17 protein-coding genes are annotated in these 14,414 nt (G+C 44.3%); 11 read left to right on the forward strand and 6 right to left on the reverse strand.

Annotated features, from left to right (window positions below):
* The first annotated feature begins 145 nt into the window (after positions 1-145).
* Entirely contained in the window at positions 146-817 is a 672-nt protein-coding gene (locus tag HY807_07990) for a hypothetical protein (protein ID MBI4826345.1), read from the forward strand.
* A gap of 89 nt (positions 818-906) precedes the next feature.
* On the opposite strand, the gene HY807_07995 is transcribed toward HY807_07990, so the two are convergent.
* Positions 907-1,065, reverse strand: coding sequence for a hypothetical protein (locus HY807_07995; GenBank protein MBI4826346.1), 159 nt, complete (start codon positions 1,063-1,065; stop codon positions 907-909).
* Positions 1,066-1,136: 71 nt separating this feature from the next.
* Here HY807_07995 and HY807_08000 point away from each other — a divergent pair, with 71 nt between their 5' ends.
* Both HY807_08000 and HY807_08005 read left to right on the forward strand, forming a co-directional pair.
* Positions 1,137-1,358, forward strand: a complete 222-nt coding sequence (locus HY807_08000; GenBank protein ID MBI4826347.1) for a hypothetical protein — start codon at positions 1,137-1,139, stop codon at positions 1,356-1,358.
* Positions 1,345-1,767, forward strand: coding sequence for a PIN domain-containing protein (locus HY807_08005; GenBank protein ID MBI4826348.1), 423 nt, complete (start codon positions 1,345-1,347; stop codon positions 1,765-1,767). The genes HY807_08000 and HY807_08005 overlap by 14 nt, the downstream gene beginning before the upstream one ends.
* A gap of 65 nt (positions 1,768-1,832) precedes the next feature.
* Here the strand turns inward: HY807_08005 and HY807_08010 are convergent, their stop codons facing one another.
* The 4 genes from HY807_08010 to HY807_08025 form a co-directional block, all read right to left on the reverse strand.
* Positions 1,833-2,006, reverse strand: coding sequence for a transposase (locus tag HY807_08010; GenBank protein ID MBI4826349.1), 174 nt, complete (start codon positions 2,004-2,006; stop codon positions 1,833-1,835).
* Position 2,007: 1 nt separating this feature from the next.
* The gene (locus HY807_08015; GenBank protein ID MBI4826350.1) at positions 2,008-3,195 is read right to left on the reverse strand and encodes an alkaline phosphatase family protein; all 1,188 of its coding nucleotides are present in this window, start codon (positions 3,193-3,195) and stop codon (positions 2,008-2,010) included.
* Positions 3,196-3,348: 153 nt separating this feature from the next.
* Positions 3,349-4,167, reverse strand: a complete 819-nt coding sequence (locus HY807_08020) for a phosphoadenosine phosphosulfate reductase family protein (protein ID MBI4826351.1) — start codon at positions 4,165-4,167, stop codon at positions 3,349-3,351.
* Between the two features lie 45 nt (positions 4,168-4,212).
* The gene (locus HY807_08025) at positions 4,213-5,697 is read right to left on the reverse strand and encodes a long-chain fatty acid--CoA ligase (GenBank protein MBI4826352.1); all 1,485 of its coding nucleotides are present in this window, start codon (positions 5,695-5,697) and stop codon (positions 4,213-4,215) included.
* 111 nt (positions 5,698-5,808) lie between these two features.
* Between HY807_08025 and HY807_08030 the strand changes: the two genes are divergently transcribed.
* The 4 genes from HY807_08030 (at position 5,809) to HY807_08045 (ending at position 10,890) form a co-directional block, all read left to right on the forward strand.
* Complete coding sequence (locus HY807_08030) at positions 5,809-6,696, forward strand: polyprenyl synthetase family protein (GenBank protein ID MBI4826353.1); 888 nt, start codon at positions 5,809-5,811, stop codon at positions 6,694-6,696.
* Positions 6,697-6,704: 8 nt separating this feature from the next.
* A complete protein-coding gene (locus tag HY807_08035) occupies positions 6,705-8,597 on the forward strand; it encodes a 1-deoxy-D-xylulose-5-phosphate synthase (GenBank protein ID MBI4826354.1) in 1,893 nt (630 codons plus the stop codon).
* Between the two features lie 85 nt (positions 8,598-8,682).
* On the forward strand, positions 8,683-9,552 hold the full coding sequence (locus HY807_08040) for a GGDEF domain-containing protein (GenBank protein MBI4826355.1): 870 nt from the start codon (positions 8,683-8,685) through the stop codon (positions 9,550-9,552).
* A gap of 465 nt (positions 9,553-10,017) precedes the next feature.
* Positions 10,018-10,890 (forward strand): hypothetical protein, encoded by an 873-nt coding sequence (locus HY807_08045; protein MBI4826356.1) that lies wholly within the window; start codon positions 10,018-10,020, stop codon positions 10,888-10,890.
* A 105-nt stretch (positions 10,891-10,995) separates the two neighbouring features.
* Here the strand turns inward: HY807_08045 and HY807_08050 are convergent, their stop codons facing one another.
* Complete coding sequence (locus HY807_08050) at positions 10,996-12,339, reverse strand: citrate synthase (GenBank protein ID MBI4826357.1); 1,344 nt, start codon at positions 12,337-12,339, stop codon at positions 10,996-10,998.
* 86 nt (positions 12,340-12,425) lie between these two features.
* Between HY807_08050 and HY807_08055 the strand changes: the two genes are divergently transcribed.
* The 4 genes from HY807_08055 (at position 12,426) to HY807_08070 (ending at position 14,352) form a co-directional block, all read left to right on the forward strand.
* Positions 12,426-13,172, forward strand: a complete 747-nt coding sequence (locus HY807_08055; protein MBI4826358.1) for a TlyA family RNA methyltransferase — start codon at positions 12,426-12,428, stop codon at positions 13,170-13,172.
* A gap of 87 nt (positions 13,173-13,259) precedes the next feature.
* On the forward strand, positions 13,260-13,496 hold the full coding sequence (locus tag HY807_08060; GenBank protein ID MBI4826359.1) for a hypothetical protein: 237 nt from the start codon (positions 13,260-13,262) through the stop codon (positions 13,494-13,496).
* Positions 13,477-13,857: a PIN domain-containing protein gene (locus HY807_08065; GenBank protein MBI4826360.1), complete on the forward strand. Its 381-nt coding sequence runs from the start codon at positions 13,477-13,479 to the stop codon at positions 13,855-13,857. Before HY807_08060 ends, HY807_08065 begins: the two co-directional genes overlap by 20 nt.
* Before the next feature lie 6 nt (positions 13,858-13,863).
* Complete coding sequence (locus tag HY807_08070) at positions 13,864-14,352, forward strand: hypothetical protein (GenBank protein MBI4826361.1); 489 nt, start codon at positions 13,864-13,866, stop codon at positions 14,350-14,352.
* The last annotated feature ends 62 nt before the right edge of the window (positions 14,353-14,414 follow it).

Raw genomic sequence — 14,414 nt, forward strand, 5'->3', positions numbered from 1 at the left:
CAAGTCTTACTGCTTCTTCCTTGAACTGCTTGTCGTATTTCCTGTTCCCTTTTCTCTCTCCCATCTCACACCTCCTAAGGTTCTAAGGTTTATATTTTACCTAACCTTTCGGTGTGTACGCTGTTTCGGGGGAACTTCAAATACTTTGGAAAATGTTTTTTACAACAACTTAATCACAATGGCGGGCATTATGTTTGCTGCAATTGTTGGTGGTTTTTTCTCTTTTGTTAGCCTTGTCTCCTCAAAAGAACAAAAAGTATCTGAATTTCGCCAAGAATGGATCGATGGGTTACGGGGAGATCTATCAGTCTTCTTTTCTTCCGCTCGAGCACTATGTCGAACTATGCAAGAGGCACGCAGCCCGAACACCACTGATGAAGATGTTCAAGACTTCAAGTTTGGGAGGGAAAAGATAGGACACATGCGCTTGGCTGGTGCTGATGCTCTCTATCGAGTAAAGCTACGCCTAAACAAGAATGAGCTCGAACATAGGGAGCTACAGCGCTTACTTGAAACTGCGATAAAGATTCAAAATCGAATAAATATAGATAAAGGGCTTGATTACACTGAGGCACTTGACGCCATCGAAAGTGCCTCTGAATACTCCCAAGATGTTTTGAAAAGCGAATGGGAGAGAGTAAAAATTGGCGAACCAACATATCGCTATTCTAAATATTTTGCAGTTGCGGTCCTTCTTCTTGGTTTGGTAGTTTTCTCTTTAAGTGCATATGTGATTCTTAGCAGCAGACTACCTGATGTGGTAAGTGAAAAGACTGTGCAGAAGAGAATGGGGTCAGGCTTGCAAACATGCAAATAAAATTGAATACGATGGAGCAGTGTATCGCCATCCTTCCGGCTGAAGCTCATCCCGCACTGTGCTGAAACGGTTTCCATAAAGATGAAATATTAAACCAGACACCTGCCGTCAAAACTCTTTTCATCAATACCGAGAAGCGAGATTATCGTGGGGCCTACATCAACTATGTTGATATCAGAAACATCTATCTTGCGGTTAATAAAGAAGGTCGCGTCATCCCTATATGCAATCATCCCGTGCCATTTCATTCATTTTGACTTCATCCTTACATTTTGTTAATATCACATCATAGGGCGATAAATAAAGAAGGAGTACGCGTATGAAGGCAATCAGAGCGATTTATGACGGACACGCTGTAAAACTCATGGAACCCGTTCTTTTAAAGGGAAAAACAGATGTCCTCGTCGTCTTTCCTGATATTTCTGCCAAAATTTCTGCACCAGAAGCGAGGAGACTTCTTCGCGGCTCTGGCAAGGGCGAAGGGCTGGTCAAAAAACTGTTACAATCACGCGCAGAGGACATAACCCTTGGCGGAAAATAAAAAAGGTGTCTATATTTTTGATACCTCCGCTCTTCTTGCATTCATTGAGGACGAAGACGGGGCCGAATATGCGGAAGATTTGTTGATTAAGGCAGAGCAAAATGAGGTAACGATTTTTATCGCATTCGTCAGCCTTACCGAGGTAATGTATATCACGTTACAGGAAAAGGATGAAGCCACGGCCCAATCAAGAGTTGCCCTCATTAAATCTCTTTCTTGCATTATAGAAGAATCAAGTGAAACGTTGAACTTTGCTGCGGCGCGTTTGAAGTCAAAGAACCGCATATCATTGGCAGACGCGTACATTGCTGCATTATGTCAAGAACAAAACGGAATTCTCGTCCATAAAGATCCAGAATTTGAAAAGCTCACACCCGCCATCAACCAGCATAAGCTTCCATATAAATAGAGTCATAAGCATAAATCAAAATAAATGAACTACCTCGCAGCAGAGCTGAACGAGGTATCAAAAACTTACTGCTCAAACAAGACTAACTGCTTATTATTATAAATTCTCTCATACTCTTTTGGATTTCGCCATTGATTCTTCACATAGTTCATTATTGTCTCTTCGTTACCATGCTTACCAACTGTAGATATGAAATATCCTGATGTCCAGAAGTCACCACCCCAAAGAATTCTTTTCACCTCAGGTCGCCTTAAGAAAATCTCTTTTGCTATTTATCGCGCTCTTGAGGTCAAAACCTTTATGAGGCAGAGCGACAAGGTCAGGCGCGTCAGCAAGCAAGGCTCCGCTGTAAACCTCTTCCTTGAAGAGTACCTCTTTGATTACCTTCTCTCCATCCACTTCAAACGACAGCAGTTCACTCTTAAGTTTCTTCCTTAATCCTTCATACCCGCTTGCATCAACACAGCCTCGGGAATATTTTCCTTTTGAATGAATATAAAATCTTGCGGGGTCAAGAGCAAATACCGTGCTCTCTGAATGCATCGTTTCAAAAGAATCCGGGATATCCTTTGTGAACTTCAGATACCCTCTCTCCTTCAGCCATGAGTTCAGATATATCTCTTTCTTAATCGTTGTGAAGCCATGATCAGACAATATGATAAACGGGATTTCATCACCCGCCTTCTTATGCATCTCTCCTATCAGCGCGTCAATCTCCCTGTAGAAATCCAGGAAGAAATTGTGGATCGCATGCCCATCATCATCAAGCGCAGCCCATAGATAATGATGAAGCCTGTCAGTCTCTGTCACAACACCTATAAAAAGATCCCAGTCATCCTCGTTCAGAAAATGAAGTATCGCCTTCTTTCTTATGCCAAAGGTTGTTTTTATATTCTCTGCCAGCGCGGCTGATGATTCTCTCGCCTTCTGAGTATCAACATCCATCTTATATCCGATGCTCTTTAAGTATTCATAGGCTGATTCAGGATAAGTTGCCTTCTTAAGGTCAAGAGATACAAAACCGGATGTAAGAACACCGTTAAGTTGTCTGGCAGGATAAGTAGATGGTACATTTAGAACGACGCTTCTCTTGCCGTTCCTTCCGGCAACATCCCAGAGCGTGGCGCTTCTTAGATCATCAGCATTAGGGAACTTCCATTTGTATGTATTCTTCACGACCTCAGTGAAACCGTAGATACCGTGCCTTCCCGGATTCACACCTGTCATGAATGTGCTCCATGAAGTTGAAGAGACCTCGGGTATTGAAGCTGTCATCGGCGAGAGAGTGCCTGTAGCAATCATCTTTGCAAGGTTAGGCATAACGCCTGAATCAATAAACCTCTTAAGAAGACTGCAAGGCACACCATCTATGCCGAGCACAATGACCTTGTTCTGTTTGGCCGCTTTTTTCTTGAAGATATTGAACATAGATGTGATGATCTTTCAGAAATGAATTTATTAAATAACAAGAATAATTCCCCCTCTTTGGCAAAGAGGGGTTAGGGGAGATTTTAGAATAAATAATATCAAAGTTATAAAATCCCCCCTTGCCCCCCTTTTTCTAAGTGGGGAGAAAGATTACTACATATATCCCAAATCCCTAAGCTTGCTCATGATCTCTTCTTTGCCCTGTCCGCGGCCTGCCCTTTCATATGTGTTCTCAAGGTCCTGCTCCCATGCGGGGATGTCGGACATCTTTGTGGTAGAGCCTTTTGCGCCAAGTGAACGATAGCCTAAATTATATAGCGTGCAGAAAGGCACCTTGTACTTAAATATGAAATCCCATATATCCCGCTCTTTAAAATGCAGTATCGGCTGTATCCGCATATGAGGAGGATTCTTCCGAGGGCTAAAGAAGGTCTCCTGTACGCGCGCCTCCTGCTCGTCCCATCTTATAGCTGTTGCAAGCGCGGTAATCTTATTCTCCTCAAGGAACATGTTCATGGCTATCGTCTTCATCAGGTGGTTGCCGATAAAAGACTCGGGCTCGAACGGAAACTCCTCATCTGTGATCTCCAGAAGCGCGATCTCCTTTCTGTTGCGCTCATTAAGGCTGCTGACCTTTATCATATCGCCAACCTTTTCCGCCTTGGAAGCCACATCAATGTTCTTTGCGATACGGGCATCAAGGTTCCACTCTTTTTTGAGCTGGTTGAATATATCCCATATCTCTTCAAAGACATAACCCTCGTCAATGAACATGCACATCGGCATCTTAACTCCAAGCTCTTTGCATGACTCTCTGAAGAGCCAGGTCATTGTTGTGCTGTCCTTGCCGCCGGTCCAGGCTAACGCAAGATTATCAACACCGAACTTATCAATGGCCTCCTTGATTATCTTCTTTGAGTGCGCTATCTTCTCTTCAAGGCTCAAGCCCATCAGCCTCTCCATCTCTTCCATCGTCATAGATTCTGCTGTCATAACTCCTCCTTTAATTTATAAAAATCATTCTAAGTTCCACTTTCTCAGTTCAGTCTTCTTTATCTTGCCTGTCGCGGTCTTTGGAAATTCATTAACCTGTATTATCTTTCTCGGTATCTTAAACCGTGCAATACGCCTCTTGAGGTGATCCCTTATCTCTGTCTCATCAAATGAAATGCCCTCTTTTATCTTTATGAAGAGTATCGATATCTCAGAACCCCTGCCGTCAGCTATGCCCACCATAGCGCACTCTTCAATCGAGCCATGCTCCATTATAACATCTTCAATCTCTCTGGGATAAATATTCATGCCGTCAACAATGATAAGGTCTTTCTTTCTGTCAACTATATAAATGTATCCGTCCTCGTCTATCCTCGCCATATCGCCTGTGTACAGCCAGCCGTCCTTTAAGACAGATGCGGTTTCATCCGGCCTGTTATAGTAACCTTTCATAACATTGGGGCCTTTGACCCTCAGTTCTCCTATCTCTCCGGAAGGCACTTTTACACCATCTTCTCCGATAACGCTGACCTCAACGCCCGGCAGCGGCAGGCCGACTGATGACGGTTTCCTTGCGCCTTCTACGGGATTCACCGCCACAACAGGCGATGCCTCGGTAAGCCCGTAGCCCTCGATCAAAGGCGCTTTAAACCGCTTCTCAAATGCGTCTATAGTATCCGGAGGCAAAGCTGCCGCGCCTGAGACACAGACCCTGATCCTTGTGAAGAGTCTGAACAAGAGCATGAATAAAAGAGGAATCTTCTTTTTAGAGAGTATGCTGTAGATCGTGGGGATAGCCACAAAAAAAGTGATCCTGTCCCTGAAGACACTCTTGATCACATTTGAAAAAGGCTTTACCGAAGGCAGCAGTATGATGCTTGCTCCGGAATATACAGGAAGAATAACGCAGACGGTAAAAGTGAAAGAGTGAAAGAGAGGCAGAAAAAGAAGCACCCTGTCCCTTGGCGAAAAACTCATTACCTGCATGCAGGACTCGACATTTGATATGAGGTTATGGTGCGTGAGCATCGCGCCCTTGGGAAAACCTGTAGTCCCGGAGGTGTATAAAAAGACCGCGGTATCATCAGCAGATCCATTATATGGCTCCGCGTCTTCTTCCGGCACTTCATCAAACAAGGCCTTCCTGATCTCAAGGCCCGGCTTTAACTTATCAAGCTTTTTCGAGAAACCTCTGCCATGTATAACGATCCTGCAGCCTGAGTCACTGATAATGAATGAGATCTCATCCGGGGTTAAAAAAGTATTAATTGGAACTGCGATGCCGCCGGCCCTCAGGACCGCGAAGTAGCTGATGATATACTCAGGGCTGTTATCCATCAGGATAGCAGCGCGCTCACCGGCTTTAAGCCCGAGCGCTCTCAGCCCGCCTGCTGTCAATGTCACATGCCGGTTCGCCTCTGCATAGGAGTACTTCATCTCCCCGAACTTTATGCAGGTTTTATGCGGATGCTCAGCAGCCCTCTGTAATAATAGATCGCTTAAAGTCATTGGTCACCTGATATTACCATATTATATTTCATGGCAGCCGCAATTCATATCACATACTTTTATAATTATCCCGCATAGGGTTATAATATTGCGTCAAAGGAAATAATTTACATGGATATCGTTCAGTATCTTAAATATAAAAAAGAGCTTGTCGACAATTATCTTGAGGCCTATGTCTCATCCAAAAAAGGCCGGAACGGCTGCCCCGAAGAACTTTATGAGGCGATGAGATACGCGCTTATGGCCGGCGGCAAAAGGATAAGGCCGATCCTGGCGCTCGCAGGCTATGAAGCTGTTAACGGCAGATCAAATAACGTAATGCCTGTAGCTTCATCTCTTGAACTGATACACACGTATTCATTGATCCATGATGACCTTCCGGCGATGGATGATGATGATATGAGAAGGAACAAGCCGACCACACATATCGCATTCGGAGAGGCCACGGCAATACTTGCGGGCGACGCCCTGCTGACCGAGGCGTTCAATATCATCTCCAACTCAAACGCAGAACCCGGCATACTCATCAATGTGATAAAAGAAGTGACACATGCCTGCGGGCCTGACGGAATGGTCGGAGGGCAGACTGTAGATATACTGATGGAAGGGAAGAAGGCGGAAAAGAATGACATCATATATATTCATACACATAAAACAGGAGTATTCATTAAAGCGGCGGTGCGCGTGGGAGCAATGATGGCAAATGCCACGAAAGATGAACTTGCCGCGCTGACAACATACGGAGATAATGTAGGGCTCGCATTTCAGATAGTTGATGATATTCTTGACATAACCGGCACAACAGAGGAGCTCGGAAAGACAGCAGGCTCTGACAATGTAAATGCTAAAAACACATACCCCTCCATATTCGGCATTGAGGAGTCAAGGAAGATAGCAGAGGCACTTATATCTGATGCCGTCAAGGCGCTTGAGGGTTTTGATGAAAAGGCAGACCCGCTCAGGGAGATCGCAAAATATATTATATCGAGGCGGAATTAGATACATTCATGTATATAGAGAAGATCAAAGGCCCTGATGATGTAAAAAAGCTCACGATTGAGGAACTTAACGAGCTTGCAAAAGAGTTAAGGGAAACGATCATCGAGAGAGTCGCGCTTAACGGAGGCCATCTCGCCCCGAGCCTCGGCGTAGTTGACCTTACCATTGCGCTTCATTATGTCTTCAACTCACCGGTTGACAAGATCATCTGGGACGTAGGCCACCAGTCATATTCGCACAAGCTTCTTACCGGAAGATACAATTCCTTCTCAACCATCAGGCAGCATGGCGGGATCTCCGGATTCCCGAAAATATCTGAAAGCCCGCATGATTCATTCGGCACAGGCCACAGCTCAACATCCATCTCTGCCGCATTGGGAATGGTGGCTGCAAAGAACCACAACCTGAAAAATTATAAAGCCATTGCTGTCATAGGCGACGGAGCAATGACAGCCGGGCTTGCGTTTGAAGGGCTGAACCATGCCGGACATCTTAAGAAAGACCTGATCGTCATACTCAATGACAACGAGATGTCCATATCACCAAATGTCGGCGCTCTCTCGGCGTATCTGAGAAAGATGTTGATGGGTGACTTTTACACAAAGTTCAAGAAAGAGACAAAGCTTCTTCTGGACCGTTTTCCAAAGGTTGGAGAGCCTGTGCTTAAGATGGCAAAAAAAGCAGAGGATACCTTCAAGGGCTTCGTTGTCCCGGGCATGCTCTTTGAGGAACTCGGGTTTGAATATGTCGGCCCTGTTGACGGGCACAAGATCGAACAGCTTATAGAGACCTTTGAGAGGTTCAAGGACTTTCCCGGGCCTGTGCTCATACACGCGATAACCAAGAAAGGGAAAGGGTATCCAATGGCTGAAAAAGAGCCCGGGATATTCCACGGCATAGGGCCTTTTGACATCGAGACCGGAGAGACAGCCTCTTCTTCCAACGTATCATACAGCGAGGTATTCGGAAGGTCTCTTGTCGCACTTGCCAAGGATGATGACAGGATAGTCGCTATCACAGCCGCCATGACCGAAGGCACAGGCCTTTCAGAATTTGTCAGGGCATTTCCAAAGAGGTTCTACGACGTAGGCATTGCGGAACCGCATGCCGTCACATTCGCGGCAGGGCTTGCAACCCAAGGCGTAAAACCTGTAGTTGCGATCTATTCCACATTCCTTCAAAGATCGTATGATGAGATCATCCATGACGTATGCCTTCAAAACCTTCCCGTAGTCTTTGCGATCGACAGGGCCGGGATCGTGGGAGATGACGGGCCTACGCATAACGGCGCGTTTGACCTCTCATTTCTCAGGCACATACCTAACCTTGTAGTCATGGCTCCGAAAGACGGCGATGAACTTCAGTGCATGCTCAAGACGGCGGTCTCCCATAACGGGCCTGCTGCGATCAGATATCCGAGAGGGGCAGCTGCCGAGAGCTTTGAAGAGATAGATCGAAAAGAGATACCTATTGGCAAGGCTGAGGTTCTGAAAGAAGGCAAAGACCTGCTGATACTTGCCATAGGCAATATGGCTCTTCCCTCGCTTGAAGCAGCAAAACTGCTTTCTGAAGCCGGCATTGACGCCGCAGTAGTTAACGCAAGATTTCTTAAACCTCTTGATACCGGAACTATAATAAAACTTGCGAAAGAGACAGGCAATGTCCTAACTGTTGAGGAGAATGTAATATCAGGCGGCTTCGGCAGCGCAGTGCTTGAAGAGATAACAAAGGCCGGTATTGAAGGCGTGAAGGTCAGGATGCTCGGCATCCCTGATAAGTTCATTGAACAGGGCCCGCAAAAGCTTCTCAGAAAGGAACTCCGGCTCGATGCAGAAGGCATTACAAAAGAAGCGCTTGCGCTTGTCGGCAGAAAATCTCCGCTTACACATAAAGTCAACTGATCTTTTACCGTTGTTCAAATCACTCCCTTAATGAGAGCGAATATCTCTGTTTCCATTTAGCACTCACCTATCTATATAATAAGATATGAGCAAAGAGAAAGAGTTAGACAATATATTTCAGAACTTCAGGGAAGACCTTCGCGGCTTTATCGATATTTCTTTGCAGGAAGATGAGCTTTCATGGAAAGAATGGCTGTCCCATATAAAACGGGATATAAACATCAGATGCTGGGAGATAAAAAATTGCGATAAAAAAGATTGCCCGGCTTTTATGAATTCATGCGGCAGGTGCTGGATCATCGCAGGCACAATGTGCGGCGACGTGCCGCACGGCCAGTTTGCCATAAAATACGGCAACTGCATCAAATGCAACGTGTATCAGGAAGCCGTGCTTGCAAACCCTGAAAATGAGATATACGAGCACCTGATCGTCCTTGTCCACAGCTTAAGATCCAAACATCTGGAACTTAAGACATTGGCGCTGCATGACATACTCACCGGCCTTTACAATAGAAATTACCTGGATATATACCTTGAAAGAGAACAAAAGAAGATCAAAAGATACGGCGGAAGTTTAACCTGCTTCATGTTCGACCTCAACAACTTCAAACATATAAATGACACTTACGGGCATCTGCACGGAGACGGAGTATTAAGAGAATTTGCTTCGATCCTGAAAAACTCCATCAGAGACACCGACCTCATAGTACGTTACGGCGGGGATGAGTTTTTCATAATCAAGCCTGAATCATCGGGCCATGAAAATGATATCATGCTGCAGCGCATCCGCCAGAATATCGCAAAGTGGAACGAAGAGTACGGGAGCGAGAATTACAGCCTCTCTTTCAGTTACGGCCACGCTGTTTACGATCAGGACAAAGATATCGAACAGGTCATCGAAAAGGCGGACGCCGAGATGTACAAAGACAAACAGAAACATCAAAAGCCTTTGTAAATATTTTCTATCTGCTTTTGTCATTTCGAGTGCAACGAGAAATCTCTTCCTTAGCAGTCATTCCCGTGAAAACGGGAATCCAGTTCTTTATATTACATCCATCAAGAGGGCCTGCCTGCCGGTAGGCAGGGTTCAGGGGTGTGTTGCTTTTTCTATACAAACTATCCAGCGGCCTTTGAGGAACATTTGTGATATCTCGAATCACATGAGTATAGATCATGGCTGTTTCCACATTTTTGTGTCCCATTAGAGTCTGTATTGCATGGATATTCAACATCCATAAATTACGACCGTTCGTATCTCCTGGATATTACATAGCAAGTAGGAATATATCCAGATAATTCATTCAGTTAAAAGGATGTTTTTTGCTATTTTTTTGCTTGATTTATTAATCATTACTCTCTAAAATGATTAATGATTGAGGAAATAGGAGCGGTCGTATTAATTGTTAGCTTAATAACATAAATGAAATTTCACGGTATTGAATATGATGATGAGCTGAAGACAAGTGGTGTTCTGCGTGTTGGTATGTTGCGCTTCATCGAAATATTATACGTAGAATTTTATTACACACTTATTTTTAAACCAAATGAAGCAGCTGAGTGGCCTGAAAAATGGTTGGATGGCAAGTTCCATGGGGCAGTTGATAAATTCAAAGATACATTTTTAAAGTTTGATACCATATCCCGTTATTTATCTAAAAACATTGAAGTGGCTTTGATACACAAGGATAGTCGAGAACTGGACCAATACAGCCACTTTTTGAAGGCTATGGTGGATATTCCAATAAACCTTGATTCACTTCTACTTTATTTACGAGTCCAAGCTGATTGTTTAGCTAACGTTATTCCAAATTTCTATGGGGAAGAAGGAAAACGTCAATCCATTGCCCGAGACAGCTTTCGGGCTCAAGCTAAATGGTTCATCACTAAGAAGCCTGAATTTGATCCAACCTACACAAGAATTCTCAATGAGCATACAGAGTGGTTTGACATGCTTGCGGGAGAGACTCGGGGGCAAGGAATTCGAGACATTCTTGTTCACTATCGTGGCGTTTACCAATTGGGCTGGACTTCTTTAAGTACAGGTAAGACTATTTCCTTCAATGCTTCACTTCGGAACGAATCAGGCTATGTGCAAAACGATCTAATCCCGATATTAGCTAAAATGGTTGCTGGATATTTCGAGTTTTTAGAAAAGTCGTATGTGCACTTTAGGCAGATGGTTTTGGGAAACGTGAAAGGGGGGAATTTCGGAGACATCCATGAGTCTTCACAGTATCTCAAATTCAGTTCTGACATAGGGAGTGCTTGGATATATCCTAAAATAACAGCATAGCTAACCAGTCACTTCAGCGGATTCGGGAAACGGTGGCGGCGATACCGGCCAGTTTCTTGGCCGGATCCGCTGAGTTTGGCACATACCTCCAGCAAAAACCACCCCTCACCTCTTGGACATCGGCGTATAACTCTTCTTCCCTTTTAACGATGAAATGAACGAGGGCCTTATTATCCTGCCCTGCACTATCTCCTCGATCCTGTGAGCTGACCAGCCGGCAACCCTTGCCATAGCGAATATCGGGGTGAAGAGGTCTTCAGGTATCCCCATGCACTGATATACAAAGCCGGAGTAGAAATCAACATTCGTGCAGACGATCTTAGCCTTCTTTTCTCTGACAAGCCCGGGCGCCAGATTTGCGATCCTCTTATAAAGGGCGAACTCCTTTTCCCTGCCTGCCATCTTTGCAAGCTCTTCTCCCTTCTTCTCTAAAAAGACCGCTCTCGGGTCTGTCAATGTGTAAACCGCGTGGCCCAATCCGTAGATCTTCCCCGACTTGTCACCTGCTTTTTTATCAAGGATCATCTCAAGATAAGCTTTAACTTCTTCCTCATCATCCCAATCCTTCAGCTTGCGCTTGATGTCAGTTACCATCCTTACGACAGCCTCATTCGCGCCGCCGTGAAGGTGGCCTGAAAGAGAGCCGATGCCGGCGCATATCGCCATGTAGGTATTCGCCCCTGATGATGAGACGCATCTTGTCGTGAATGTCGAGTTGTTGCCTCCGCCGTGCTCCGCGTGAAATACAAGCATGGTGTCAAAGAGCTCAGCCGTGAACCTGTCAGGGACATTGCCTGACAGCATATAGAGAAAGTTCTCGGAAGTGCTGAGCTTGGGATCAGGCTCGATCAGTTTTGTATTGTCTTTCTTCTTCATCAATCTCGTCTGATAATTGTAAGCTATGATCGTAGGCATCTTTGCTATCAGGTCAATGCACTGCCTTGTCACATCCCTCATATCAGTGGAGTTCGGATCCTTATCAAAAAGATGCATCGCTGACACAATGTTGTGAAGCGAACCCATCTGGTCGTCATGCTTCGGCCTGTTGAGTATTATCTCCTTGGCTTCTTCAGGCAGCGCGCGCCTTTTCCCTAACGCCTTTGAAAAACTCTTCAGGTCTTCTTTCCCCGGAAGCTCGCCTGTCAAAAGAAGATAGACCGTCTCCTCAAATCCGAATCTCTTTTCCTTCTCTTTCCCGCTTACCAGATCTTCAACATCATAGCCGCAATAATAGAGTTTGCCGGGTATGGGTTTTAATTTTTCCACGCCGTCGCCGGTGATGACCTTCTCATAACCCAAAACCTGCCCTTTGCTGGTGATGCCGACAATCACGCCTGAACCGTCCTCGTTCCTAAGGCCTAATTTGATATTCTTCTCCCTGATGATCTTGGGATCTAACTTGTCATGCAGCAAAGCAAGCTCCTCAACCTTCTTGATAACACTCTCCATTTCATCCCGCCTCCAATATAATGTCTGACAGATATCATAATAATTTCAAAGAAATAATGAAAGCGCGATGGTAAGATATACAAATCATGAAGGAAACGGGAACAAAAAAGACACGCCTGGACAAGCTCCTGTTTGAGAAAGGCCTTGTCGAAAGCAGGGAGAGGGCACGAGCAGCCATTATGGAAGGAAATGTTCAGGTCAACGGTGTTGTTGTCGACAAGGCAGGCTCACTCGTAAAACCTGACGCGCAGATTGAAGTCCTTTATAAAATGCCATATGTCAGCCGCGGCGGGCTTAAGCTTGAGCATGCGATAAAGGAGTTCAATATCAATGTCAGCGGCAAGCGAGCCATGGATGTCGGTGCGTCTACCGGAGGGTTTACAGATTGCCTTTTGCAAAATGGCGCAATAAAGGTCATCGCGGTTGATGTAGGATACGGCCAGTTCAGCTGGAGCCTGAGACAGGATGAAAGGGTTGTCCTTATTGAAAAGACGAATATCAGATACCTCCCGAATGACATCATCCCGTACAAACTCGACATCATAACCATTGACGTCTCATTCATATCATTATTAAAGGTCATCCCAAAGATTTTAGAATTCCTTAAACCTTCTGGAGAAGTTATCGCGCTTATAAAGCCGCAGTTCGAGGCAGAAAGAAAGGACATCGGCAAGGGCGGCGTGGTTAAGGATGAAAAGAAACGGCTTGAGATCGTTGAGTATATAAAGAACGAATTGATCAATATGAAGCTTGAAGTCATCGGCGTGACCGAATCGCCTGTCAAAGGGCCTAAGGGAAATGTGGAGTATTTGATATATTTCAGGAAGCCCTGATGCTAAGTAAAGAGAAGACTAATTTGCATACTATTTGGTAATACTTTAAAATATTACTAAAGGTTACTCATAAAGGAGGAGCATATTATGTCAGTAAAAACTTCAGTCAACATCCCTGATGACATATTTAACGAAGTCAAAAAACTCTCGGATAATTTCAGCTCAGTAGTCGCAGAAGCGCTTACAGAGTATCTTAGAAGGAAGAAGGTTGAAAAGGCGATGTCAAGCTTCGGCAAATGGGAAGAGCGGGATAAAAGCAGCGCGGAAATTGTTAAGGACATGAGAAAAGAGGACAAAAGGCGCTATGCGAACCGTAATCGTTGACACCGATGTCGCCATTGACTACTTGCGGGGAATTCCGTATGCCAATGAACTCATGCTGGGCCTTTGGGACGGGAACACGGCATATTTAAGCATTCTCTCAGTATATGAGCTTTATGCAGGGATGAGAGAGAATGAAATAGAAGATACCGGGAATTTTATAGATGCATGCATTATTGAGCCTGTCACAATCGAAACAGCCAGAAAAGCCGGAGAGATTTACAGGCGGTACAGAAAAGAGGGGCTTACTCTGACGTCTATTGACTGCCTTGTCAATGCGACCGCTGTTGTTAAAGGACACAAAATCGCTACAAAGAATAAGGAACATTATCCTGATAAAAAGATACTGTTGCCCTTAAAATAGATATAAATGAAAAAAATATTCTATTTCATAATTATTCTAGCAAATCTAACCGCTATCTCATTCGCTAAAGAAATAGAGAAAGAAAAATATGTTGATGTGCCTTATTTCAATCTTTTACCGTATAACACCGTTGAAGATGTTTTTAAAGTATTTGGCAAATCAAGAATATATGAAACAAAGCTTGCGTTTAATTTTGTTCAATACTATGATCCCCAACAAGAAATAGAAATCATATTTGCTCTATATGGTTGGGATAATAAGATATGGACAATAACAATACATAAGACAGATAGATATAAAGGTTTATCTTATGACTCAGTAGTTGAAGATATTATTGCTGATACAACTTATACAACAAAGGTAGGCGAACTGACTAAAATAGCTATTAAAGAAAAGCTTACACAAAAAGGTATCCAAATGAACTACCTCGCAGCAGAGCTGAACGAGGTATCAAAAACTTACTGCTCAAACAAGACTAACTGCTTATTATTATAAATTCTCTCATACTCTTTTGGATTTCGCCCTTGATTCTTCACATAGTTCATTATTGTCTCTTC

This window comes from Nitrospirota bacterium, assembly GCA_016207885.1.
Taxonomy (GTDB): domain Bacteria; phylum Nitrospirota; class Thermodesulfovibrionia; order UBA6902; family UBA6902; genus JACQZG01.

Bases quoted from the DNA above. Each gene is read 5' to 3' on its own strand.
- HY807_07995 (MBI4826346.1), bottom strand. From the start codon at position 1,065: ATGAAATGGCACGGGATGATTGCATATAGGGATGACGCGACCTTCTTT.
- HY807_08000 (MBI4826347.1), top strand. From the start codon at position 1,137: ATGAAGGCAATCAGAGCGATTTATGACGGACACGCTGTAAAACTCATG.
- HY807_08015 (MBI4826350.1), bottom strand. From the start codon at position 3,195: ATGTTCAATATCTTCAAGAAAAAAGCGGCCAAACAGAACAAGGTCATT.
- HY807_08020 (MBI4826351.1), bottom strand. From the start codon at position 4,167: ATGGAAGAGATGGAGAGGCTGATGGGCTTGAGCCTTGAAGAGAAGATA.
- HY807_08025 (MBI4826352.1), bottom strand. From the start codon at position 5,697: ATGACTTTAAGCGATCTATTATTACAGAGGGCTGCTGAGCATCCGCAT.
- HY807_08030 (MBI4826353.1), top strand. From the start codon at position 5,809: ATGGATATCGTTCAGTATCTTAAATATAAAAAAGAGCTTGTCGACAAT.
- HY807_08035 (MBI4826354.1), top strand. From the start codon at position 6,705: ATGTATATAGAGAAGATCAAAGGCCCTGATGATGTAAAAAAGCTCACG.
- HY807_08040 (MBI4826355.1), top strand. From the start codon at position 8,683: ATGAGCAAAGAGAAAGAGTTAGACAATATATTTCAGAACTTCAGGGAA.
- HY807_08045 (MBI4826356.1), top strand. From the start codon at position 10,018: ATGAAATTTCACGGTATTGAATATGATGATGAGCTGAAGACAAGTGGT.
- HY807_08050 (MBI4826357.1), bottom strand. From the start codon at position 12,339: ATGGAGAGTGTTATCAAGAAGGTTGAGGAGCTTGCTTTGCTGCATGAC.
- HY807_08055 (MBI4826358.1), top strand. From the start codon at position 12,426: ATGAAGGAAACGGGAACAAAAAAGACACGCCTGGACAAGCTCCTGTTT.
- HY807_08060 (MBI4826359.1), top strand. From the start codon at position 13,260: ATGTCAGTAAAAACTTCAGTCAACATCCCTGATGACATATTTAACGAA.
- HY807_08065 (MBI4826360.1), top strand. From the start codon at position 13,477: ATGCGAACCGTAATCGTTGACACCGATGTCGCCATTGACTACTTGCGG.
- HY807_08070 (MBI4826361.1), top strand. From the start codon at position 13,864: ATGAAAAAAATATTCTATTTCATAATTATTCTAGCAAATCTAACCGCT.